At 61.6% G+C, this 22,299-nt stretch carries 19 protein-coding genes and 3 pseudogenes; 12 read left to right on the plus strand and 10 right to left on the minus strand.

Going from position 1 to position 22,299, the window contains the following annotated elements; genetic code table 11:
* Positions 1–129: 129 nt before the first annotated feature.
* Both FS320_RS20355 and FS320_RS20360 read right to left on the minus strand, forming a co-directional pair.
* Positions 130–826 (minus strand): annotated as a pseudogene (locus FS320_RS20355) (IS6 family transposase).
* 30 nt (positions 827–856) lie between these two features.
* Positions 857–1,519, minus strand: coding sequence for a hypothetical protein (locus FS320_RS20360; protein ID WP_244627258.1), 663 nt, complete (start codon positions 1,517–1,519; stop codon positions 857–859).
* A gap of 298 nt (positions 1,520–1,817) precedes the next feature.
* On the opposite strand from FS320_RS20360, the gene FS320_RS20365 reads away from it, so the two are divergent.
* Together FS320_RS20365 and FS320_RS20370 are read left to right on the plus strand one after the other, a co-directional pair.
* Positions 1,818–2,552, plus strand: a complete 735-nt coding sequence (locus FS320_RS20365; protein ID WP_244627259.1) for a RibD family protein — start codon at positions 1,818–1,820, stop codon at positions 2,550–2,552.
* Positions 2,549–3,088, plus strand: coding sequence for a cytochrome b (locus tag FS320_RS20370; protein ID WP_152713757.1), 540 nt, complete (start codon positions 2,549–2,551; stop codon positions 3,086–3,088). Before FS320_RS20365 ends, FS320_RS20370 begins: the two co-directional genes overlap by 4 nt.
* Before the next feature lie 7 nt (positions 3,089–3,095).
* On the opposite strand, the gene FS320_RS20375 is transcribed toward FS320_RS20370, so the two are convergent.
* Genes FS320_RS20375 through FS320_RS20390 form a run of 4 tightly spaced genes read right to left on the minus strand, consistent with a single transcriptional unit; the run spans position 3,096 to position 6,362 of the window.
* Complete coding sequence (locus FS320_RS20375; RefSeq protein ID WP_152713759.1) at positions 3,096–3,935, minus strand: small ribosomal subunit Rsm22 family protein; 840 nt, start codon at positions 3,933–3,935, stop codon at positions 3,096–3,098.
* Positions 3,932–4,972 (minus strand): glycosyltransferase, encoded by a 1,041-nt coding sequence (locus tag FS320_RS20380; RefSeq protein ID WP_152713762.1) that lies wholly within the window; start codon positions 4,970–4,972, stop codon positions 3,932–3,934. The genes FS320_RS20375 and FS320_RS20380 overlap by 4 nt, the downstream gene beginning before the upstream one ends.
* On the minus strand, positions 4,965–5,372 hold the full coding sequence (locus FS320_RS20385; RefSeq protein ID WP_152713764.1) for a 6-pyruvoyl trahydropterin synthase family protein: 408 nt from the start codon (positions 5,370–5,372) through the stop codon (positions 4,965–4,967). Before FS320_RS20385 ends, FS320_RS20380 begins: the two co-directional genes overlap by 8 nt.
* Positions 5,373–5,390: 18 nt before the next feature.
* Positions 5,391–6,362, minus strand: coding sequence for a zinc-dependent alcohol dehydrogenase (locus FS320_RS20390; protein WP_244627260.1), 972 nt, complete (start codon positions 6,360–6,362; stop codon positions 5,391–5,393).
* 891 nt (positions 6,363–7,253) lie between these two features.
* On the opposite strand from FS320_RS20390, the gene FS320_RS20395 reads away from it, so the two are divergent.
* The 3 genes from FS320_RS20395 to FS320_RS20405 all read left to right on the plus strand — a co-directional run bounded on the left by FS320_RS20395 (position 7,254) and on the right by FS320_RS20405 (position 10,778).
* Positions 7,254–8,006 carry an FkbM family methyltransferase gene (locus FS320_RS20395; RefSeq protein WP_152713766.1) on the plus strand — a complete coding sequence of 251 codons (753 nt, stop codon included), beginning with the start codon at positions 7,254–7,256 and terminating at the stop codon, positions 8,004–8,006.
* A gap of 278 nt (positions 8,007–8,284) precedes the next feature.
* Positions 8,285–9,067 carry a CDP-alcohol phosphatidyltransferase family protein gene (locus FS320_RS20400; RefSeq protein WP_152713768.1) on the plus strand — a complete coding sequence of 261 codons (783 nt, stop codon included), beginning with the start codon at positions 8,285–8,287 and terminating at the stop codon, positions 9,065–9,067.
* Complete coding sequence (locus tag FS320_RS20405; RefSeq protein WP_152713770.1) at positions 9,060–10,778, plus strand: alkaline phosphatase family protein; 1,719 nt, start codon at positions 9,060–9,062, stop codon at positions 10,776–10,778. The genes FS320_RS20400 and FS320_RS20405 overlap by 8 nt, the downstream gene beginning before the upstream one ends.
* Positions 10,779–10,835: 57 nt before the next feature.
* Here FS320_RS20405 and FS320_RS20410 read toward each other — a convergent pair.
* A pseudogene (locus FS320_RS20410) lies at positions 10,836–11,411 on the minus strand (IS6 family transposase); the annotation flags it as partial.
* Between the two features lie 324 nt (positions 11,412–11,735).
* Here FS320_RS20410 and FS320_RS20415 point away from each other — a divergent pair.
* Entirely contained in the window at positions 11,736–12,803 is a 1,068-nt protein-coding gene (locus FS320_RS20415) for an alkaline phosphatase D family protein (protein ID WP_152713773.1), read from the plus strand.
* Between the two features lie 349 nt (positions 12,804–13,152).
* A pseudogene (locus FS320_RS48080) lies at positions 13,153–13,641 on the plus strand (PAS domain S-box protein); the annotation flags it as partial.
* A 938-nt stretch (positions 13,642–14,579) separates the two neighbouring features.
* Here FS320_RS48080 and FS320_RS46020 read toward each other — a convergent pair.
* Entirely contained in the window at positions 14,580–14,978 is a 399-nt protein-coding gene (locus FS320_RS46020) for a M15 family metallopeptidase (protein WP_152737969.1), read from the minus strand.
* A gap of 132 nt (positions 14,979–15,110) precedes the next feature.
* Here FS320_RS46020 and FS320_RS46025 point away from each other — a divergent pair, with 132 nt between their 5' ends.
* Entirely contained in the window at positions 15,111–15,413 is a 303-nt protein-coding gene (locus tag FS320_RS46025) for a hypothetical protein (protein ID WP_152739159.1), read from the plus strand.
* Positions 15,414–15,437: 24 nt separating this feature from the next.
* On the opposite strand, the gene FS320_RS20430 is transcribed toward FS320_RS46025, so the two are convergent.
* Complete coding sequence (locus FS320_RS20430; protein WP_152713779.1) at positions 15,438–17,057, minus strand: hypothetical protein; 1,620 nt, start codon at positions 17,055–17,057, stop codon at positions 15,438–15,440.
* A gap of 659 nt (positions 17,058–17,716) precedes the next feature.
* Here FS320_RS20430 and FS320_RS20435 point away from each other — a divergent pair.
* The 4 genes from FS320_RS20435 (at position 17,717) to FS320_RS20450 (ending at position 21,158) form a co-directional block, all read left to right on the plus strand.
* On the plus strand, positions 17,717–19,153 hold the full coding sequence (locus tag FS320_RS20435; protein ID WP_152713781.1) for a DUF7986 domain-containing protein: 1,437 nt from the start codon (positions 17,717–17,719) through the stop codon (positions 19,151–19,153).
* A 214-nt stretch (positions 19,154–19,367) separates the two neighbouring features.
* Entirely contained in the window at positions 19,368–19,988 is a 621-nt protein-coding gene (locus FS320_RS20440) for an ImmA/IrrE family metallo-endopeptidase (protein WP_162003485.1), read from the plus strand.
* Between the two features lie 363 nt (positions 19,989–20,351).
* The gene (locus FS320_RS20445; protein WP_152713785.1) at positions 20,352–20,843 is read left to right on the plus strand and encodes a c-type cytochrome; all 492 of its coding nucleotides are present in this window, start codon (positions 20,352–20,354) and stop codon (positions 20,841–20,843) included.
* A 66-nt stretch (positions 20,844–20,909) separates the two neighbouring features.
* Entirely contained in the window at positions 20,910–21,158 is a 249-nt protein-coding gene (locus tag FS320_RS20450) for a hypothetical protein (RefSeq protein ID WP_152713787.1), read from the plus strand.
* A 134-nt stretch (positions 21,159–21,292) separates the two neighbouring features.
* On the opposite strand, the gene FS320_RS20455 is transcribed toward FS320_RS20450, so the two are convergent.
* Positions 21,293–21,838 (minus strand): CarD family transcriptional regulator, encoded by a 546-nt coding sequence (locus tag FS320_RS20455; protein WP_152713788.1) that lies wholly within the window; start codon positions 21,836–21,838, stop codon positions 21,293–21,295.
* Positions 21,839–22,299 lie beyond the last annotated feature (461 nt).

Genomic DNA, 22,299 nt, shown 5'->3' on the forward strand with positions numbered 1-22,299 from the left:
TCGCATCTGGTACCGAGGCCCCGTCCAATGGGGATCAATCCACTTGCAGATCCCGCACCGCTTCGAAGTGCCGTCACAAGAGACGGCAGGCCAACCGGTCAAAATCACTGTGTCGAGGATCTAGATCGCTCAGACCGCAAGACCGAAGAGCTGGTTCACAAGACGGATTTCGCCTGTCACGCCGGGGCCTGTCAGGATGCAGTGGCCGCGACGGATCATGCGCATGACCTCAAAGCCTTTGATCGTCGCGGAGGCGGTTTTCATCCTCTGGAAGCCGCGGGTCGGCCGGATCACGCGCTTGAGCGCACCATGATCCGCCTCAATGATGTTGTTCAGTATTTTGATGTCCGGTGTTCGACATCCTGCGGCAGCAGCCCTTCGTTCTGTAAGCGCCGAATTGCCTTCGGATACCAAGCCCATTTGTCGGTCGTGATGGATGAGGGAGGATAGTCGCTCACCGTCCTCAGAGCTTTGCGCAGGAAGCGATAAGCGGCGGTGGTATTACGGCGATCGGATAGCATGAACGCGATCAACCGGCCGTGCTTGTCGACCGCGCGAAACAAGTATTTCCAGTTACCCCTACGCGGATGTAGGTCTCGTCCATTCTCCAGGAGTCTGAGCGAGATCCCCGATAGGGTCGGATCCGCCTCTCCATCTCCGGAGCATAGCGCTGAACCCAACGGAAGATCGTGGATGGGTCGACGTCGACCCCACGCTCCTGCATCATTTCGGCCAGATCGCGATAGCTGATGCCGTATGTGCAGTACCAGCGCACGCACAGCAGGATAATCTCGACGGGAAAGCGGCGGCGCTTGAATAGTGACAACAGGGCGGCTCCTCGACTGGCCGCATTCCTCTAAACTGCCAAGGTTAATGCAACGGTGCCGTTCCCGCGCCCCTCCTGGTCCAGATAGAGCAGGATGCCGCCCTCATGCTCCGCCATGAAGCGTACGGTCTCGCGCAGCTGGTCGCCGCAATCGCATTTGAGGCTGCCGAAGAGATCGCCCGTGAGACAAGCCGAATGCAGCCGCACGGTCACCGGCTTCGAGACATCCGGCCTGCCGACGACGATCGCCACCTGATCGCGCAGGCCCTCGCCGCCACGGAACACCACGAACTCGCTGGTGGGAGCGCCTTCCAGCGGCACCGGCGCCCGGCTCACAATGCGCAGATCCTCGATGTTGCGGGAACGATAGGCGAGAATGTCCTCGGCCGTGGCGCTGAGGAGGCCCTGCAGCGTGGAGAAGGGCGACACAAGAGGGATTGCAAGCACGGCAGGCAGCACGAGCGATAGCTGCGCAAGCTCGATGGCTGCTTCATCGAGCCAAGATACTGGCCCCACCGGCGCGTCGATGCGTCCGTCTTTCCTAAGCGCGAGATTGCCTACGCGGTCGAGGTCGATGACCGGCATGGGCACTGATGCGGCACCGGTGCGATTGAGGCCGAGATGGCGAAGGCGAGCCGGGGTCAGAAGGAGACGGGCGCGGTCATCGCTCAAGGCCGCAAGTGCGTCGACCATGCGCGGATCAAGCCCTTCCACTGTAAATGCAAGCAGTGTCTCGCTTCCTGTCCGGACAAGGACAGGTCGGCCAGCTCGAAAGTCGGAAATTGCGCGTTCGACATTCACGCAGGCTTGGTCGGCGAACAAACTTATACCCGAGGCCATGTCTGCCATAAGATTATTTCCCCGAGAGATGCATAATGGCGAAGCCGCAAGGAGATGAAACTCCAAGGAGTTGCACTCTATGACTTTTTAGCAGCTTGGGCCATACTACCGATGATCTGAACCGATCCAACAGGAACGGGACACTGGGATCATGAACAGCGGCCATCCCCCTATGACAATCCGCTCTGTGCCCTCTCCTATCCAAGACCCGTTCGAACTCATCGATACGGCGCCTGAAGACAAGCCGTTCGTGGTCGCCCAACTCGGCCAGAGTCTCGACGGGCGCATCGCGACTCCGACAGGGGCTTCCCGCTACATCAATGGAACCTGCGCGCTCGATCATCTGCACCGGTTGCGCGCCCATGTGGACGCTGTTGTCGTCGGAGTGGGAACCGTGATCGCGGACAACCCGATGTTGACCGTCCGGCGTGTCCCTGGCCGGAACCCGGCGCGCGTCTTTATTGATCCGCGTGGACGCCTGCCCGAAACGGCGCAATGTGTTCGCTCGGCCTGCGCGCGCCGCATTGCTATTCGGGCAAACGTCTCCGTGACCTTGCCCGGAGTCGAGGAAATCATCATCGAAGCCCGCGATGGGACAATCTCGCCCCATGAGATTATTCAGAAGCTCCACGAGCGCGGCTTGCGCAAGATCCTCGTTGAGGGCGGCGCCCGCACGATCTCCACGTTCATCGCGGCAGGCTGCGTGGACAGGCTGCACATGTTGGTCGCGCCGATGATCATCGGATCCGGCATGGCAGGACTGTCGCTGCCGCCGATCGACGGGCTCGACGGAGCCCTGCGTCCCATGACCCATGTCCACGTGTTCGCTGATGGCGACACCCTGTTCGACTGCGACCTGAGAAGCACGAGCACGGCAGTCCCATGAATGGCGGCCCCGCCGTATATTCCGGAGGATCTCGGTTCCTCCATTGGATCATAGCGGCGCTCATCCTGCTGGGGCTCATTCCGATAGGCCTGACGATGGTCTCGCTCGAGGATGGAATGCTGAAGAACTTCCTCTACGAAGTGCACAAGTCCTTCGGCATGATTGTCTTCACGCTCGCTGTGATGCGAGTAGTGGTCAGGGTGGCGCAGGGCTTTCCGCCCCTGCCCGACTCCATGCCGGAATGGCAGAAGATTGCAGCGCGTGCGACCCATCTCGCTCTGTACACGCTGATCGTCACCGTACCAGTCCTGGGCTATACGGGAACAGCTATGTGCTGCGCCCCAGTCAGCCTGTTCTGGACCATACCGATTCCCATCTCCGTTGAGCGGAACCTGGAACAAGCCGAGATTGTGCTCGCTTGGCATAAGAGCGCAGTCTTCCTCATGGCGGGAATCCTCGCGCTGCATGTGGGCGCTGCCTTGTGGCACAGGTCTGTCCGGCGCGATGGTGTGTTCGAGCGTATGTGGCGCGGCTGAGAAAGCATCACATGGGACTTGCGAAGAGATCGACATGGCCGATCTCGCACCGCTCTGGATGGCTGTGCGCCTCTCGCCATGCAGCGAGGGTCTCCCCCGGAACGAGACCGGTCTCGCCTACGGCCTGTTCGATCCCATTCGCAAGCGACTGGATCAGCCTGTTGTCGTCGCGGGTGAGCAACCAGGGGCTGTCTCCGATCTCGACGGCATAGCTTCGCGCCCGCAATGCCGCAACCAAGTGCCGCGTCGCATGTGGCCCGGCCGCCGGCCCGAGTCCCTTGTTGCGGGTCTGGTGCTCGTTGAAGGCCGCGTTGACCTTGGCGTCAATGGGGTGGCCGGGCTCCCAGCGCGCGTTGCCGTCATAGGTCAGCACTGCATAGAGCGGGAGTCGCGAATCGGCTAGGGCATCAGCGAAACGATCAATCCACGCACAGGAGACGAGATCGAAGAACGCCGCGGCGGTGACGAGGTCGGGCCGGCGCGCGATGGGACCCTCAATATCCGTCATCAGGTCCGCGCGCTCGAAGGACACGGTCAAGGTCTTTCCGCTGCGCTCTAACGCGAGACGCTCTCCGTCGGTCCGGGAGGCGCACGCCCATGTCGGCAGCATCCGGCGCGCTGCCTCCAGCAAAGCCGGGTCGTGGTCGACAAGGCACCAGTCCTGCCAGGCAGGCAGGTGGAACCATGAAGCGCGGAGGTTGGACCCGGTTCCCGAGCCGAGGTCGAGGACCGTGATCCTCTCAAAGCCGCCAGAGTAACGAGCGCAAGCGTCTCGAGGCCCACGCGCGCGGGACCGGTGATCGACCGGCTCACGCAGCGATAGCCATTCCGGATCGAAACCACTCATGTCTTGCCGTGCCTCAGCTGGGCCGCGACGATGGCGGCCGTCTCCGACCAGTCCGGAAGATTGGGTGCATAGGAGAATGCGACATCGGCCAGTGCACGCCGCCGCTTCCCGTCATCGAGAAGAGATGCCAGAGCCTCCGCCAGTGCGGCAGGATCTCTTGCCGGGACTTTCAGGGCGGCAGCGTCAGGAAGGGTTTTGGCGGCTGCCCCACCCGTCGTCGACACGATGGGAAGCCCGTGGGCGAGGGCCTCGGTCAGCACCATCCCATAGCCTTCGAAGTGGGACGCGAGGACGAAGATGTCGGCCTTGTCATAGAGCGAGGGCAGCGCATGGTCCGGCAGGGCGCCGGTGAATCGGATACGGTCCGACAGCCCGGCCTCATCAATCCGGGCGCGAAGGCTCCGCACGTAATCGGGCGCGCGATCCATGGCGCCGACGATCGTCAGCGACCAGGGCCGGTTGCCCAGCCGCGCGAGAGCCTCGACCAGGACCTCGTATCCCTTCCGGGGAACGACGGAGCCGACGGCAAGGAGCGCATGGCCGGTTCCGCTGCCCACCGCCCGGTGCACCTGTGCCGTTCCAGGGATGGCAACAGCAACCGTCTCCCTGGGCACGTCATAGTCCGAAGCGAGGATGGCGGCTGTCGTTTCGCTGGTGACGATAATGGCCGACGCGGCTTTCAGGGCCTCCCGCTCAAGGATCCGGAGACGCTCGGCATCATCGGCACCGAGCCCGGTCTCAAGAGCCAGAGGGTGGTGCACGAGCGCGACGATCCGAGCCTCGATCTGGGACAGTATACTCGCAGGCAGGGCACCGAAGGCGAGCCCATCGATAAGGAGCGTCCCGTTCAAACGACTGAGAAGCCGTGCCGTTGCTTCGAGGTCATCCACGCTGGGAAAGGGAAAGCTGTCCGGAAGGACGAGATGGTGCAGCACGATGCCCTGGTCGCCGATGCAGCGCAGGATTTTCCGGTCATAGGCATATCCGCCCGTTGGGGTCGTTATGTCACCCGGGATGGCGAAGGTCGCCTCAATCATCGGATATCGGCCCTTCGAACCAGGCTTTTGCGACATGGGACTCGTGCAACGTGACCCGTAGACCCGCGAGCCCGTCTGAACCCGGTCCGAGTTCGCCCTTTCGGGCTGCCGCAGCGACGGCGTCGAAGATGTGGCGGCACAGGAACTCGGTCGTTGTGTTTTTTCCTGCGAACTCCGGCACATCGTCAAGGTTGCGATAATTCAGCGGCGCGAGAACCTCCTTGAGGATGTCGTGGGCGCGTCCGATGTCGACGACGACGCCATCCTCGGTCAGATGTTCGCGGTGGAATGCCACGTCCACCACAAAGGTGGCGCCGTGGAGCTTCTGCGCCGGGCCGAAGAGCGCCCCCCGGAAACTGTGGGCGATCATAATGTGGTCGCGAACTTCGACGGCATACATGGGACCATCCTTGCTGCGTCAGGAATAGGTGACAACGGGCGGGATACCTTGCGCATCGCAGAGGATGTCGTGAAGCGCTTCGGGCAGTGCGGAAAACTTGACCTCCTCGGCCACCAGGATGTCGAGGCGCGGGTCGTCAAGGAGACGCATGGCGGCGTCGAGGCGCCGCCTGGTTGTCCAACGAGCGCGTCGTGACGACGGGACATGCCCGACCTGAGAGGAGACGAGTTGCAGCCGCTGGCTGTGGAAGGCGCCGCCCAGGGACGCGTCGACGGCAGCGGACCCGTACCAACTCATCTCGACGACCCGGGCTTCGAAGCCCGCGCATGCAAGCGCCGTGTTCAGCCCCTGTGCCGAGGCAGAGGAGTGGAACACGACATCGGCGTCGCCGGGCGCGTTGTCGGCTTCAGCGAATGATGCGCCCAGGTGCTCAACGAAGGCGCGGCGACCAAGCTCGAGGTCGACGAGCGTGACCTCCGTTCCTGGGATGCGGGCCGCAAGATAGGCTGTCAACAGACCGACCACACCTCCTCCCACCACGACAATCCGATCGCCCGGCCCGCAACAGCCGTCCCAGATCGCATTCAGGGCCGTCTCCAGATTGGCGGAAAGAACGGCGCGCCTGGGGGGAATGCCCTCCGGCACAGGAGTCGCAAGGCTCGCCGGGATGGCGAATAGGTTCTGATGGGGGTGTAGGGCGAAGACGCTTCGGCCTATGAGTTCGGATGGACCCTGCTCCACGATACCGACCGCGCAGTAGCCGTACTTTACTGGGAACGGGAAGCAACCCTCCTGCAGGGGCGCCCTCATGCGCCCGATCTCGGAGGCAGGAACCCGGCCCTCGAATACGAGGCGTTCGGTGCCGCGGCTGATCCCGGACCATTGCGTCCTGACGAGGATGTCGCCTTCGTTCAGCGCCGGCTCGGGGGCATCCTTCAATTCTGCTTGGAAAGCCCGGGTTATCCAGAGCGCAGACGTGAACTTTTTCATGCGCTGCTCTCCACACATATCTAGCTGCCCTTCTCGAACACCGTTGGGCTGCCCGAAGCGACCCGCGACCGACCAGGATTGCCGAAACGTCGCCCCGCGTTTCCCGATCTTCTCCCAAACCATATGACGCCTGCGAGCCTGCAGTCCATAAGCGCTGTTGTACGCCGGCTTTGGGTCGTGGTCGCGCTCAATCTGGCGACTTGCCTCAGGCTGGTCGCATGGCTTGGTACCGTTCTCGCATCCGGTGGCTAGAGCTTGGTCAATGCGCTTCTTTTCGCCTGCGTCGCCATCGGCGCGCTATGGACCGTCTTCGGATTCAAGAGCATCCTGATAGGGCTCTGGATGCTGCAGGGCGTACCCGACGGGCTTGCTCGCGTCTCTGGCTTCGCAAAGGCCGCTGCCGACAGAGACGTCCCCTCAGGGCAGTTCGGCGAACATTCTCACTCTGTGCCATGAGAACCCCGCGCGCGCCTGTCGGTCCTGCGCCGAAGCATCGACATAACGGACCAGTGCGAGGCCTTCTCGTATTTCATCCTCAACAACACCGATGATCCCGCCATTGCCATCGAGGAGGAGGCGCTTGCAGTCGCCTTCGCTGCGGAAGCCGGTTCCCGCCGCTTAGTCTACCGGCATCGTATGGACAATACCGACTACAAGGCAAGCGACATCCACGACTTCGGACAGTAAAGGGGAGAGAATTTTGAGCTGATGCCTACCCTCAACGACAATCCCGATGACGGGCAAAACCATCGTCCGCATGATTGCTCTATTGCATTAACACATCATGATGCGGAATATGATGCTTCCTGAGGCAGGAGGTTGCGCTACAGCTTGTGCTCCACAAAACTCATCCAATAAAGCCGTCGCCGGAGGTAGGGAGATCCAGGGCAAATGGTGGCATCTTTACGCTCCTGGTTCGCTCTTCTCCGCTCCATTATGGTCTACCATGGAGACCGTGAGCGCCATCGCCGTATGGATGGTCTTTACGCGCAGTTCGTGAAGCCCGGCAACTTGGTCTTCGATATCGGCGCTCATGTGGGCGATCGCATTACCTCATTCCGCCGTCTCGGCGCGCGGGTTGTCGCACTGGAGCCGCAGCCCGGCCCAGCGGCGATCCTGCAGTTTCTGTTCGGCCGAGATCGGGCCATCACGCTGCTGCGCAAGGCCGCGGCGGGAAAGGAAGGTGAGTTGCCCCTTCACATCAATTCACAGAACCCCACCGTGTCAACCATATCCGATGACTTCGTCAGGGCTGCGCAGGGAGCGCAGAATTGGGAGGGGCAGTGTTGGGATGGAGTTATCACTGTTCCCACCACGACACTTGACGCGCTTATCAACACCTATGGCGTTCCTGCCTTCATCAAGATCGATGTTGAAGGCTACGAGCACGTCGTCCTATCGGGCCTGACCACCCCTGTACCGGCCCTGTCCTTCGAGTTCACGACGATTGCGCGGGAGGTTGCGATCGCATGCCTGGATCGCTTGGAGGAGATCGGCGACTATAGCTACAATGTTTCGCTTGGAGAGAGCCAGGCACTTGACTTTCCGAGCGGCGTCACGGCCCAGGAGATGCGCCGCTATCTAAGGGAAGTTCCACGTATAGCGAATTCGGGCGACATCTATGCCCGTCGACTCTCCGCTTGACCCGATTACTCCAGCATTGCGTCGTTGGCGAATGTCAGCGAACTCAAAACGGCATTGAATCCTGCTACGTCGGACACGTTCGGAGCGGCTCGGTTGCATTGGCTTCATGAGGCACAAGCTGTGGCCCGCCCACCTGCCTCAGGGGGACCATATCCTGCAGCTTGACACGTTAATGCAATAGCGCCCACGCTTGCACTGTGATCGGTTCCGCGCTGGAGGCACCACTTTGTCCCGTCACTGATTCGATCAGCAAACATCAATCCCCGGGAGGTACGGCAATGGACGCGCTGCGGAGGATTCTCTCCCCTGACCGGAGCCGCGATACCTGCGGTGCCGGCCTTCCTCTGCTCTGGGGCGGTATCGCGCTGATCGTCCTTGCAATCGTGCTTGCGGCTACCTGCGGCTCTGGACCGGCAGTATTGCTGGCTGCACTCGCGCCATACCTCGTGCTCGCCGGCATCGTCCATCAAAAGATTGCTGTGCACCACAATCACCTGGGCTTCGGACCGGCCAATGCCGTCACTCTGGCCCGCGCCATTCTGAACTGCGTCTTTGCAGGGCTCCTTGTGGATGCCGCCTTGCAGGGCGGCTCAGACCTTCAGCACCTCGGCTGGTTCCTCTTCGCCATCACCGCTCTATCTCTGTCCCTGGATGGCATCGACGGTCGTCTCGCCCGCCGACTGAAGCTGGAGTCTCGTTTTGGTGCCCGCTTCGACATCGAAGTCGATGCGCTCCTACTGACGCTCCTTGCGGGCACGGCCCTTCTGCTCGGCAAAGCCGGCGCGTGGGTCCTCGCAATTGGTGGCTTTTACTATGCCTTTCTCGTGGCGCGTCAGTTCTCGCCAGTGCTGAGGCGTAGGCTGCCGGCTTCCATGCGCCGTAAGGTGGTATGCGCTCTCCAGGGCACGGCACTGCTTCCGCTTCTGACTCCCTTTGTGGTCCCACCGCTAAGTGATTGGATCGCGGCTTTGGCTTTGTTGGCCCTGATTTGGTCATTCACGACCGATCTAGTCTGGCTTGTTCGAGAACGGCCAGCCGCACGACAAGGCGCCTATGCCTAGCCGGTTTAATGCGCTGGCAAGGGCGGTCGCGATACTGCTCATGGTCTGGCTCGCCCTGTCACTGCTCGTCAACTTGCCTTCCGACAGCGCGGCCTTCCTCGGGCCGCTCCACTGGGCGCTGGCTTTGGAAGTCGGAGCCATCTTAGCCATGCTTGCTCTTGGACAGGCTTGGGCGGGGTACGTGCCGAGAATTGCACTGCACGTTCTCTCTGGCTCGGTGATCCTGCTCTTCGTCATCCGGGCCGCCGATCTTACGGCCCAGACTATGGTGGGTAGACCCCTAAATCTTTTCCTCGATCTGGCCCTTGTTCCGGCTGCGGCCCATGTCGCCGCGGTCATGCTTGGCCCCGCCTACGTGATTCCCGCCGCCGCCGGTGGCGCCCTGATGATTGCAGCCTTGCACCTCGTATTGGTACACCTCTTTGCTTATTTGGTTCGGGGCTTTCGCCAAGTGGCCATGCGCCAAGCCTTTGCTGGCATTTCGGGCATCGTGCTCGCTCTTACCGCAGTGCAAGGACTGGCTCCGGCCGATATAATAGCTTGGCGTCCGATCAGCGGTGCCGCAAGCCTCATCGTTGTGGAACAGGCGGGGCGCCTCTCTTCGACCCTGGCGCGCCAGGCGGCATTCCGCGCGGACCTCGCTAATGACCCCACCCTTCAGATCAATGATGCGGCCTTGTTCTCCAGCCTCTCGGGCACCGACGTTATGGTTATCTTCATCGAGAGCTATGGGGTTTCGGCCCTCGATAATGAGCGCTACAGCGCGACGGTGCGACCACGCCTGTGGGCTTTCGGAGAGCGACTTGCGAAAGCAGGCTTGAGCGTCTCCTCGGGCCGTCTCCTGGCCGCCACTGCCGGTGGCCAGTCATGGCTCAACCACGCCACGCTCTCGGCTGGACGCTGGATCGATGATCAGACACTGTACGCGCTATTCCTGACCGAGCTGCCGCGGACCCTTGTGCATGACTTCAGGCGGGCCGGCTGGCGCACGGCCCAGGTCATGCCTGCAATCACTCTGCCCTGGCCGGAGGGCCACAAGCTCGGATACGATGCGACCTATGTCGCTGCGGATATGAACTATCGCGGGCCGAACTTCTACTGGGGTGTCGTGCCCGACCAGTTCGCGCTCGATTTCTTTGCCCGGCGTGAACTCGAGGTACCGGACCGACCACCAATCTTTGCGATGCTCGCCTTGATCTCGAGCCATGCGCCTTGGCTGCCGGTGCCCGACGTGGTGGGCTGGGAGAAGCTTGGTGACGGGACCATCTATGCGCGCTGGGCAGACAGCGCACCTGAGCCACGGGAAGTCTGGCGCAACACCGAAGCAGTTCGCGACCAGTATGCGCTCTCCATCGGCCACTCGATCGATGCCGTTGCTGCTTTTCTGGCCGACCGCATCCCTGCCGATGCGCTGGTCCTGGTGCTTGGGGATCACCAGCCGGCACCGGTAATAGCGGGACCTGGCGCCTCGAGGGCCGTGCCCGTCCACGTGGTCGCTCACGATCCCGGTCTCCTGAGGCCCTTTGATCGGCTGGGCTTCGTGCCTGGTGTATTGCCTCCGCCACCACCGGCGGGCGATGGCAGACTGGTGCGGATCGATGCTCTCCGCGCCTTTCTGCTTGCCGCGTTTAGCGCCGGCACGGACCAGGGAAAACGCGGCGGGGAAGTGCGGTCGCCAAGGCAAGTCGGTGTAGGGGCGATGCCACGGTAAATCGGCTTTGTTGCATTAACCGGGAAAGGGCATACTGAGCCCAGTGGAACGGATCACTCAGGCCGCTAGGCGGAAGAGCTGGTTCACAAGACGGATCTCGCCTGTCGCCCCGAGCTGGGTCAGGACGCAGTGACCGCCGCGGATCATGCGCATGACCTCAAAGCTCTTCAGGGTCACAAAGGCCGTTCTCATCCTCTGGAAGCCGCGCGTCGGCCGGATCACGCGCTTGAGCGCACCGTGTTCGGCCTCGATGATGTTGTTGAGATACTTCGAGGTGCGCTGCTCGACATTCTTCGACAGCAGGCTTCCTACTGCAGGCGCCAGATCGTCCTGGTACGATGCCAGTTTGTCAGGCGTGATCGATAATGGCGGGTAGCCGCTCATGGTCCTCAGGGCTTTGCGCAGGAAGCGATAGGCCGCTCCAGTATCGCGCCGGTCGGACAGCATGAAGTCGATCAGCTGACTATGCTTGTCGACGGCACGGAATAGGTCCTTCCATTTCCCGGCGACCCGCACATAGGCCTTCTCGATGCGCCATGAGCTAGAGCGATGCCCCTGATATTGGTAGACCCACTTCTCGATCTCCGGGGCGTAATGCTGCCCCCAGTGGAAGTTGGTGCTTGGACCGACGCTGACACCACGCTCCTACATCATCTCGGCCCAATCGGGATAGCTGAGGCCTTATTTGCAGTACCAGCGCACGCACAGCAGAATGATCTCGACGCGAAAGCGGCGGCGCTTGAACAGGGACAACAGATCGGCTCCTTGATGGGCCACCTTTTCTTATTGGCTAAGGTTAATGCATCGGAGCCGGTAAACCCGGTATGCCGACCACTGACCGCGAAGCAGCCGCGACGGCCATCGAAAGCCATGTCGCCTTCGAACCCAATCTGATGATCGCCTGCCACAACCTGGCCATTCGGCTCAGAGAAACTGCACCGGGTGGAGGGAGCCAAGATGCCGCTTCTCGTTCTCGCGATGCTGTTCGGATTGCTGCTGCCCGAACCTCTTCGAGCTCAGGATGTGCCCTCCCCTCTCACACGGATCGCCTTCGGCTCCTGTGCCGACGAGGAGAAGCCTCAGCCGATCTGGGATGCCGTGCTGGCTTACCAGCCCCAGCTCTTCCTGTTCGCCGGAGACAACGTCTATGGCGATGTCCGTCACGGGCGTGACGTTCCGGATGGGGAGCTGATTCAGAGCCTGCAAGAGTCGTATGCCCAAGCCGCCCGCGTGCCAGGGATGGCGCGGCTCAGGAGCACCATCCCGCATCTCGCCACGTGGGACGACCACGACTACGGCAAGAATGATGCGGGAGCGGACTTCGCCGGCCGCGCCGAGACCCAGCGGCTCTTCCTGCAGTTCTGGAATGTGCCGCCGACTGATCCGCGTCACCAGCGCGAGGGAATCTACCACAGTCAGACCTTTGGCCCCGACGGGCAGCGGGTTCAAGTCATCTTGCTTGACACTCGCTTCTTCCGCTCGCCTCTCAAGCCCACGGACCAGCGCAATGCCGCCGGTCGCGAGCGCTATCTGCCGGACGAGGATTCGGGCAAGACGATGCTAGGCGAGGTGCAGTGGTCCTGGCTGGCCGAGCGGCTTCGCGAACCCGCCGATGTGCGCCTCATTGTGTCGTCCATCCAAGTTGTGGCGGAGGGACACGGCTGGGAGCGCTGGGGCAACTTTCCCCGCGAGCGGCAGCGCCTCTACGATCTCATCCGTTCCACTGCAGCAGGCGGTGTGATCCTGCTGTCAGGTGATCGCCACGTCGGCGCCTTGTACCGCGAGACCACGGCCGCGCCCTATGCCCTCATCGAGATCACCTCGAGCGGCATCAATCAGGTCTTTCCTGGCAACCGGGAGGCTGGCCCGAACCGGCTCGGCGCGGTCTATGGGGCCCCAAACTTCGGCACGATCGATGTGGATTGGTGGGAACGCACGGTGACGCTTTCCCTACGGAGTGAGAACGGCGAACCCGTGCGCCGTCAGGTCGTGCGCCTGGACGAGCTTACGCTGACGAACCCGTAGTCTGCGCGGATAGGCAGTCTCCCGTCGCAGGATGCCGGTCCGACATGCCACCTGTCGTGTGAGGCCTCGCCCGTCAACTTTTTCAGTGTCGCTCGGCGCTGACCACCTGATGAGTTGGTCCACCTTGAAGGAAGTCCTGAGGCCGCATTCGCCCTCGTCTTGGGCTCCCGGTCCTTGTTTGAGCTCCTCACGCTTACCATGTAAGCCGTGCTTCTCCCACTGATCTGACCTGCTTACCCGAACGGGTGCCACGATGGCAGAGCAACCGGGAGCCGGAATTATTGGCTCGGACTTTGAGCGACTGGTAACAGAGTACAACAAAGCACTCGCCAACGGCGAGGCTCGTCCCATCAGTGCGATCTGTGACGGGACTGAAGCAAGCGCGTGCGAGAGCGAGCGGACATTCCGAAAGCTGCTCGATGCGTTCCCGGCCCCGGCCTATACCACAGACGCTGCGGGGCGGATCACCTTCTACAATGAAGCCGCCGTACAGTTTGCAGGTCGCCGTGCACGGCTGGGCATCGATCAATGGTGCGTGACGTGGCGCTTGTACTGGCCGGATGGCACGCCCCTGCCGCACGACGAGTGCCCGATGGCGATTGCGCTCAAGGAAGACCGCATCGTCCGGGGAACCCAGGCTGTCGCCGAACGGCTGGATGGTACGCGTGTTCCGTTCATTCCTCATCCGACCCCGCTGTGGGATGCTTCCGGCGCTCTCGTCGGAGCCGTCAATATGCTGCTTGAGATCGATGAGGTTGAGCAGGTAGCGCTGGACGGTGTGCAGGTGCTGATCGTTTCCGATGACATCTTCGTGGCGGCTGACCTTGATCTGTTGATCGATGAAGCCGGAGGCGTTGCTGTGGCCATCGCAGCAACCGGCAGCGAGGCCCTCGCCCTGCTCGGCCAGCGTCCGATTGACGCCACGCTGGTGAGCCTGCCACTGCGCGATGGGCATGGACCGCTCATCGACGCACTTGTGAGGCAGAACATTCCGTTTGTACTGCACGAGGGCAACGAGGAGCATGTTGTTCAGATGCTGGGCGATGCCCTCACGCTTCGTGGCAGGGGTAATCAAGAGGCGGTCCTATAGGACCGCAGACCCTATGCACACGGCAGAGCCGCTTGGTGGTCCGCACCCGTAGGTCCGGCGCCCTATGCATGGGACGAGCCGATCCACGGGACCTCAGCCTGTTCTGGAGACGGCGCTGCTGCTCGGGCTAGAGCAACGGGCATTCAGACGAATCCTTATCCGGCAGCAGTGAAGTAGTTGGTGAGCGCACAAGGTTTGTGCAATAAACCGCGCCAAACAGGACAAACTTAGAACGGTGCTATTCCGAGACTATCGGTTTCTTGGACGCGATGCGCCATGGAGCAAGCAGAAACTCGCAGAAGATCAAGGCTCTAGCCACACCGCCCATCTCTCAGCTGATGATTGATGCCGTCATGCCAATCCAATTGCTCTGGCGTCAGACTGTGGAAAGTGTTGAGGGCCTACGCGAGGCGAGTTTGGCTCGAAATCGCGCCAAACCGGATGCTGTCGGAGCGATGTTCGCGCTTCGTCCAACTTGCCGAGGTGTGAATCGGCACCGAAGCTTTGACCCCTCGCGCGGGAAGTACAACGCCTGGGTTGAGCGACTCAAAATGGAAATCCCGCGGGGTCACGATCGGCGCCGATGATGACCCCGCCGACGTTACGAATTCGCCAGCAACGTCAAGTGCGTAACGGCAGTCGGCTCAGGGGTCCGTGTTCGATCCTGATTTACACACAAGTGCTGCTTATGGCGGCACGAGCTCGAAGTGCGACCGGTCCATGTCCTTGAAGCCGTGGAAGCGGCCACCCCAGCGGATCGGCACGCCCAGTTCTGCGGCAGCCTTCCGCAGCGCGACGGCGATCCGGTTCTGGGCCTGCGGGTCAAAGGAGATCCGGCTCTCCCGGTCGAGCGGCCACAAGTCGACTGCCCTGCCCGTCCGGTGCGGGCTATCCTGCGTCCGGGACCAGCCCCAAGCTACAGCCATTCGTTGGAGCCGACCGTCGCGCCGACCGGAGCCGATCACGAAGCGCAAGTTGGGATTGTCGGCCTTCGTCTTCTGCACCACGCGAGCGAGCACCGGGTGGAGGGTTCGGAGATTAGTCTCGTGGTTTCCCACCGGGTCCGGGTTCCAGGAATGGAACATTGCGAGTTGATCCCGCCCATACTCATCCTGCGCAGGAATCGTCGCATAGACGCCACATGGGCCGGCGAGGCCCCGGTCTGGCGTCTTCAGAGGTCTTGATGGCGCGCCACATGGTTCTGCGTGAACTCCGGCATGCAGGACGAAGCTGACGAGCGTGACCCCGAGAAGGCGGAGGCAGAAAAATCGCAGGTATCGACGCATGGCAGCCTGAACCGTCGCAGCGGGATGGTGCCAAAGAAAGGCGGAGCTGTGCAGCACCGACAGTCCCTGAAGCGCCAGGGAATCGTTGCTTGCCCGGCCCGACCTTATCGCGTCTACCCTGCCGTCGCCCGCCTGGCCGAGATCGACAAGCCCGTGAGCCTGCACAGCCTACGCCGCAGCTATGTCGATTGTGCCCTCTGCCGTAGGAGCCCGTGCTCGCCCTTCTCATCCTAAGCCAGCCTCATGGGTGAGCCCTGGCTATACGCCACGTCTGCCGATCATGCGCTCCGCCAATCGGCTCGCGATGTAAGCATCCACCGTCACCTCAGCCACACGGCTCATCAATGGAATTTCAGCCATCGCACGGCCCGCCAGAACCTCCTTGGCGGTCACGAAGAACTCCTGCCAGGGCTCCTCATCCTCACAATGGCGCAGCAACAATGCGGTCCGAGCAAGCCGGTCACCCCACTTGGTCGCGTGCTCAGGCAACAGGCTCTCTCGCACGAGGGCAACGCGCTTTGCCCGGGCCATCCGCTTGCCCTCCAGCAACTGCTCGACTGTCGCGCCCTCCTCGAACCAGGAGTCGAGAAAGTCGAACCGGTCGACCACCGCACGGCTCCGCGCCAGCAGCTCGGCGGGTGAACCAAGCGCGGCCGGATCAGCTTCGGCCTCGAGCATGGCCAAAAGGCGCTCAAGCGGCAGGGCCTCAGGCTGTAACCCCTGCAGGTCCGCCGTCTCGACAAAGTCCAACAACGCAAACGGCGGCATTGTCTCGGATGCCAGGTTCACGGCGAGGGCGTGGGCTGCCGCAAGCCGCACATACTCCAAGCTGATGGGAAATACCTCGATCCCGCCCGCAACCTGATCCAAAAACTCCTCCATCTCGGCGCGGGTCAGCCCGTGGCGCGCCCAGGCGTCACGGACCCCCATCCCGGCTTTGACCAGCAAACATCCAATCGCCCTTTGACGACCTTCTCGGGCGAGAACGAAGAGGCTCTGGGCTCCCGCTCCATCGATCCCAGAGGCCAGGGCATCATAGACCTGCGACTGGGGCCAGGACGCGCACTCCACGCCCGTGCGCCGACAGGCCTGAATAGCTCCATCCAGCCCGGGGCGATCGCTCTCGGGCAGCCAATTGCGGAGCACAATCAGGCGCCGGAGCATGCTGCCTGAAACAGCCCCCTGGCGGGCCGCGTGTGCGAGGGCGGAGGCCACCGCATGCCGCACCTCGGCCGAGGGGTCGAGCAGCCATCCCACAACGGCCTCTCGGGCGCTGGCCTCATCCGTCCGAAGCAGCGTGATGCCCATGGTGGTGCGGTGGTCGGCCGGGAGGGCCCCCGCCATCTCCAGCATCTGGGCGTGGAGCGCGAACGGGTCGCCGCCGACCCCCTCTACCAGATCCTTGAGGTAAGCGTCGAAATCGCCATCGCTCCGGCCCGCTCCTTGTTCAAGGCTGATTTGCTCGAACAGGTCCGCCATGAGGCGCTGGAGTTCGGCACCAGGGTCAAGCTTGGCGTTCGAAAACTGCATCAGGATCATCATGAGCAGGGTTGGCTCGACCCGGCCGGAGGTTCCCGCCTGCAGCAAGGCTCGCCGGACGGCGTCAGCCAGCTCTCGGGCCGATGCTCGTCCGTTCTCCAAGTCCATCCGGATGAACTCCAGCGCCTGGCCGATCATGTAGACGTAGGCGGCGACCAACTGCTGGTTGGGCTTGGCCTTGCGCCCTTCGGTCACAAGCATCTCGATCAGATCAAGGATGGCCTCTGGCTGTGCTCCCAGGACCTGCGATGCGGCCCAACTGTTCACCCCCGGGTGTCCCGTGGCGACATCAACAGCGACGAGTTTGCCGAGGCGGGCGAGTGTGGTGCGGTCTGTCATGGAATTGCTCGGCCGGGTTGGTGTCCTGTTCAGGGGATTCTAGCCCCATCATCAGCGGTTTGCACTCTGGTCGGGTCCCTCTCCTCCCCTCCCAAAATCGACCTGATTCCATAGGAGCCGTTGCGGCTTCGGTGATGTGCTTACTGGGGAGCGCGCACGCTTTGTGCAACAAACCTCGGTAACTTGGGCGACGGGCGAACATTGGTCCAGAAGCATCCAATCGAACGCTGCTTTTGCACGTAACCTCGGTTGGCGTGTCCCCCAAAGCCATCAGCAGTCGGATGTCAGACTAATGCCCGCTGTTCGATAGTACTGATCGTTGGTTGAGGACGAATAACGCGGCTAAAACCGTGATCTTATTGACAAATTATGATTGATTTCACGCGTATCGTAACCAAGAAACCGACAGCGTCTCAGAGGTATAGTTCTGAATTTGCCCTGTTTGGTGTGGTTTATTGCACAAACCTTGCGCGCTCCCCAATGAGGAGAGCACGTCAGCTGCCTGAACCGCTGGAGTAGTGCTTGCGAGTGCCTCAGGAAGCAACCTTGATCGGCAGGTCCGCAGCGATACACTGGTCTCAAAGCGCTCTTGTCCTGAGGAAACGCAGTCACCGTACGCCAGATCGCCAGTGCTTCTCCTGTAGTCGTACCAGGATCGAATGACCATGCTCGGCAACCATTCCCTCTCCGGTCTCATGAAATGGCTCACACACGAGGAATGGCGTGAGCCGTTTGCGGACGTCCTGGACCTGCACCTCGGTCCGGCTTGCGAAGATTACGAGATGGAGTTTGAGGACATTGCGGAGGTGATCGGCGATCACGCGGCCACGACCCTGTGGGGCTGCGCCTTCGAGGATTTTCTGACTCAGGCGATCGAGCCGGACGGGCGCAACATCGTCGAGGACTATCTCAGGCGCCGCGGCTGGAAGGAAAGCGCCGGCAACCGGCGCTACATAGAGGCGCTGCGGGACTCCTGCATGAGCCTGTACGAGGTCAGCGAGATCGTGCCCGGCCAGTCCTTCCTGGCGCGGGATCTTCTGCGCGGCGGGGAGCCGATCCGGGTCAGCGAGCACTCGGCCACCAGGAGCCTCAAGCTCTGGGACAAGATCGGTGCCCGGATCATTGAGGTCTCGGGCAAGAACATCCTGGCCGGAGGTCTCCTGCCCTTCCGCCCAAGCGCCGCCACTCTGCTCATGGACGAGCTCAAGGCGGCCAGGCAGCAGGCCCGGCGCGAGTTCCGCAAGCTGACCAAGGAAGCCCAGCTACCCAGGTCCACCCGGGAGGATGGCCAGATCGCCGATCTCCTGTTCATGGCGACAGCCGCGCCGACCTTCAGCAACATCTGGTTGGATGATGCCCTGGCCTCAGCCCTCGATCAGAGCCTGCCGACCATTCTCAACAGCGATGGCGACGAGGTGATCTTCTGCCGGGTTCGCTTTCCCTTGCGCTCAGAAGGCGCAGCCAGCGAGCTCCGGGAGCGCCTGCGCACCGTTCCAGCCTTCCAGGAGGAGAATGAAGGCTTCTGGAATTGGATCGAGCGGCAGCCTGCCAAACGGAAATCCTCAGGCAAGCCGGCGAGCAGGTTCGTCCCAGAGCAAGGCCCGTCTGTGCGGGTGACGCTCGGCACCGGCGACACGGTCCTGGGCACCATCGAGCTGACCGACAAGGCATTGCTGCTGGAGGCGAACTCCCGCGAGCGGGCCGAGCGTGGGAGGGCTATCCTGGCTGAGCTGGCCGGGGCGCTGGTCGGGCCGGCTCTGACCGAGATTGAAACGCTCGAACAGGCCATGGCTGGGCGCGACGGGGACGACCATCTGGATCAGGCCAGCGACCTTCCGGCCGAATTGCAGGCCGAACTGGTCCATGGCGCTCTGACCGACCACTACCGCAAGACCCTCGACGAGCCGATCCCGGCGCTGGGGGATCTGAGCCCACGGGCAGCGGCCCAATCCGCTGCAGGCCGGCGCAAGCTCGTGGACTGGCTGAAATACATCGAGAACCAGACGAAGAGCGGACGCCTGTCGGACGATCCGATGGCCAGCTATGACTTCACCTGGCTCTGGCGTGATCTGGGCCTGGAAAAGCTCAGGCGATAAACCCTGTTCTCGGGCAGCGTTCGCCAGCCACCACGGTTGGGTGTGTTAAGATGGCCTCTGGGACAGCCAACCGGGAGAGGCGTGATGATCCGAGCCTCGTGTCATACGGCCGATAATGCTCTGCACCCGACCTTGCTCCCATGAGGGGGGATTGCAAACCCAGACCACGCGCAATATTCTATATTTAGTAGGCGCTATGATTTCGAGGCCCGATATGTTGCGGCATGTCACGGATGAAGAGATTGAGCAGCGGGTAAAAGTTCTCCGAAGGGAACTCGGTATTCAGAACCAGAGCTGCCTCGACATGATGGCTGTGATCCAGAAGCTTAGTACCAGCTTTCGGCACTTCAACTATCAGCGGGTACCAGACGCCGAGATGCCCGATGCAGAGGCGCAATGGGATGCCCGAAAAGGCCTCCTGCGGATGCGTGAGAGTGTCGTTGGTGCCATGCAGAGAGGTGAGCCAAGAGCCCGAATGGCCATCGCAAATGAAATTGCGCACTTCGCCATGCGACACTCGGGTGTTCGCACCAGGAGCACGACTCAAACGACAGCTGGAAGATCTTTGTTAGACGCCAAGAAAGAGGAAAGTGAGGCGAGACGTTTTGCTGCGATGTTCTTGGCTCCCAACTACCTCCTCAGTTCGACTGATACGGTTGATGATATTGTGGACCGTTTTGGACTGAGTTTTGAGGCGGCGATGATCCGCAAGGGCGAGTTTGATGCGTTCCAGCGACGGGCCTCCGGCCACCGGCGCGAGCTACCATCTGTCGTGGTCGATTACCTCAAGGAAGCTCAGAGACGGGGCGCGAAGCTGCGGACAGAGTTGAATTAGGGACCTCTGACGTTGGCGAATAAACTGATGCGGCGTACGGGTCGGACTGGGGTCGCTACAAAGGAGGTCCGGATTGCTTCGGCCAGCATCCAGCGCCAGATCGATCCCGTGCCGCTTGGCGAGCGTCTTAGGACATTTTGACTTTGCGCCTACACCCGAATTTCGTTGAACATTTTCATGGAACCTGCTGCCTCCGCAGACCTATCAGGAGTTCAGTCCCACATTGGCCTGAGGCGAAGTGCGGTGAGAGTTTCGACAAGAAGTCCCTGGCCTTCGCATAGAGTCATCTACACCTTCTGCGCACTTCACTCCTGCCTAGCATCTGGCACTTTGGCTGGGTTCAACTTCGGTCAGAGAAGCTCCATGAGACCAATCATCTGGGCCGCTTTGGCAGCCGGTAGCCTCATGTCAGTCCCGCCGGCCTTCGCACAGAGCCAAACGCAACGCGGCGAGTACCTGGTGACCATCATGGATTGCACCGGCTGCCATACGCCCGGCACTTTCCTCGGCAAGCCTGACATGCAGCGTCCTCTGGCCGGATCGGAGGTCGGCTTCCAGATCCCGGGCCTTGGTATCTTCTACCCACCCAACCTCACCCCTGATCCCGAGACCGGGCTCGGTAAGTGGAGCGAGGCCGATATTATCAAGGCAGTGCGGACCGGTGTCAGACCCGACGGTCGGCAGCTCGTGCCAATCATGCCGTACCACTCCTACGGCAAGCTCACGGATGCCGACGCCAAAGCTCTGGCCGGCTATCTCAAGAGCCTGAAGCCGGTCAGGAACCAGGTGCCCGGTCCGGTTGGGATCAACGAGAAGCCTTCAGCCCCTTACCTGACCGTGGTCATGCCCCAGTAGCTTTGGGCGTCGTGTGCCCAAAATTCAGAAGCCGGCAGCTCTGGATAGGCTCAGGAGACATCAGACATGCTCGAGGTTGAACTGCAGCGGCTGCGCGACGACAACTTGGCGATTGCAGCACTGCCGCTCCCGCCCGAACCGCCGTTCCAGGTCCTGGCGGATGTGACAGCCCTGCAGGATCATGTCTATGCCCTAGCCCGCAGGGTTGGGAGCATGAAGCGTGAGATCCGAGACAGGATTCTCCAGCAGGCGCTCGCAGCCGACTTGTCGCCGCAACGCGAGGACATATCCGAGGCGGTCAGGCTGGGGCTTTGAACTCCGCGGCCCCCTGAGTGGTGCCTCATGGATCTTCGAGCTGCGCTGCTTATACTCCCCATCCTCTGCCTGGCTTTGGCGCCGATGGCCTATTCTCCTTTGAGCACCGCGAACAGAGACTGTGTGTCATGCGGTTATGCCGCCGCTTCGCTCCCAGCCGGTTTGCTGGAACGGAGAGCGCTGGCTAGACCCTGCTCAATGAGCTTGCGGGCCTCGGTTTCCGTTATCTGTCTTACTGCTGCGATCTCGTTCGTCATGAAATCCAGGGCGCCTTCGAAAATCTGTCGTTCGCTGTAGGACGCCTCTTCCTGCTGCGGCCCGCGGTTCAGATCCCGCAGAATCTCTGCGACGGCCGTCAACTGCCCGCTCCCCATGCGCTCCTGATAGTCCGCCGCCCGGCGGTTCCACATGCCACGCTTGGATCGAGCCTTTCCGCTCAGGATCTCGAGTGCCTGGTTGGCGACGGCCGGCTCAGACAGCTTTCTCAAGCCGCTGCTTTTCGCTTTGGCTAGGGGAATGCGGACCGTGACTTTTCCCGAGTCGAGTGAAAGCACAAGGAGGTCTAGTTTGAACCCGGCAACCTCTTGTTCCTCGATCCCTGTGATCACCCCGAGGCCATGGCCGGGATACACGACCGTTTCACCGGGCTGGAAGCTCAGAGCATTGTTCTTCGCTGTCATTCAGAAAAGGTCTCCTTGAGCCACAGATCATGCTTCATATGAGACGATCGGTGTCGCAGATGTCGAATTCGCGACGCTCGCTTGGGAGCGTCGGTTGTCAGAACTCGATATCTTCTGTGTGGTTCCCGCATATCGGATGCCCACCTTCGCCGTGCAAGTGGGCTCATTCAACGATGCTTAACGCTCGCTACGCTGGGTTCACTGTGGCGTAGTCTCATCACCGGCTGCTCGATGCCGATGCCTAAACGCAACTACAGATGATAGAATGCCTTGGTTAACGTTGTCTTTACGTCAGCGGCAAGGGCTGCAACCCAGAACAAGGTGGTTTAAGCTCGACGTTGGTGCGTAAATCGGACCGGGGTGTCGTGCCAAGTCAGGGGTAAGGTATAGAGGCGGTCTTCTGAAACCGAGAGCCGCATGCCCTACAAGGTTAATGAAGAGCGCCGCCACAAGATTCCAAA

The organism is Microvirga tunisiensis (genome assembly GCF_009296175.1).
Classification (GTDB): domain Bacteria; phylum Pseudomonadota; class Alphaproteobacteria; order Rhizobiales; family Beijerinckiaceae; genus Microvirga; species Microvirga tunisiensis.

Coding starts and splice junctions, on each gene's coding strand:
- FS320_RS20435 (WP_152713781.1), top strand. CDS start 17,717: ATGACCATGCTCGGCAACCATTCCCTCTCCGGTCTCATGAAATGGCTC.
- FS320_RS20380 (WP_152713762.1), bottom strand. CDS start 4,972: ATGATTGAGGCGACCTTCGCCATCCCGGGTGACATAACGACCCCAACG.
- FS320_RS20430 (WP_152713779.1), bottom strand. CDS start 17,057: ATGACAGACCGCACCACACTCGCCCGCCTCGGCAAACTCGTCGCTGTT.
- FS320_RS20365 (WP_244627259.1), top strand. CDS start 1,818: ATGAACAGCGGCCATCCCCCTATGACAATCCGCTCTGTGCCCTCTCCT.
- FS320_RS20405 (WP_152713770.1), top strand. CDS start 9,060: ATGCCTAGCCGGTTTAATGCGCTGGCAAGGGCGGTCGCGATACTGCTC.
- FS320_RS20400 (WP_152713768.1), top strand. CDS start 8,285: ATGGACGCGCTGCGGAGGATTCTCTCCCCTGACCGGAGCCGCGATACC.
- FS320_RS20445 (WP_152713785.1), top strand. CDS start 20,352: ATGAGACCAATCATCTGGGCCGCTTTGGCAGCCGGTAGCCTCATGTCA.
- FS320_RS46025 (WP_152739159.1), top strand. CDS start 15,111: ATGCAGGACGAAGCTGACGAGCGTGACCCCGAGAAGGCGGAGGCAGAA.
- FS320_RS20370 (WP_152713757.1), top strand. CDS start 2,549: ATGAATGGCGGCCCCGCCGTATATTCCGGAGGATCTCGGTTCCTCCAT.
- FS320_RS46020 (WP_152737969.1), bottom strand. CDS start 14,978: ATGTTCCATTCCTGGAACCCGGACCCGGTGGGAAACCACGAGACTAAT.
- FS320_RS20390 (WP_244627260.1), bottom strand. CDS start 6,362: ATGAAAAAGTTCACGTCTGCGCTCTGGATAACCCGGGCTTTCCAAGCA.
- FS320_RS20450 (WP_152713787.1), top strand. CDS start 20,910: ATGCTCGAGGTTGAACTGCAGCGGCTGCGCGACGACAACTTGGCGATT.
- FS320_RS20395 (WP_152713766.1), top strand. CDS start 7,254: ATGGTGGCATCTTTACGCTCCTGGTTCGCTCTTCTCCGCTCCATTATG.
- FS320_RS20375 (WP_152713759.1), bottom strand. CDS start 3,935: ATGAGTGGTTTCGATCCGGAATGGCTATCGCTGCGTGAGCCGGTCGAT.
- FS320_RS20455 (WP_152713788.1), bottom strand. CDS start 21,838: ATGACAGCGAAGAACAATGCTCTGAGCTTCCAGCCCGGTGAAACGGTC.
- FS320_RS20415 (WP_152713773.1), top strand. CDS start 11,736: ATGCCGCTTCTCGTTCTCGCGATGCTGTTCGGATTGCTGCTGCCCGAA.
- FS320_RS20385 (WP_152713764.1), bottom strand. CDS start 5,372: ATGTATGCCGTCGAAGTTCGCGACCACATTATGATCGCCCACAGTTTC.
- FS320_RS20440 (WP_162003485.1), top strand. CDS start 19,368: ATGTTGCGGCATGTCACGGATGAAGAGATTGAGCAGCGGGTAAAAGTT.
- FS320_RS20360 (WP_244627258.1), bottom strand. CDS start 1,519: ATGGTCGACGCACTTGCGGCCTTGAGCGATGACCGCGCCCGTCTCCTT.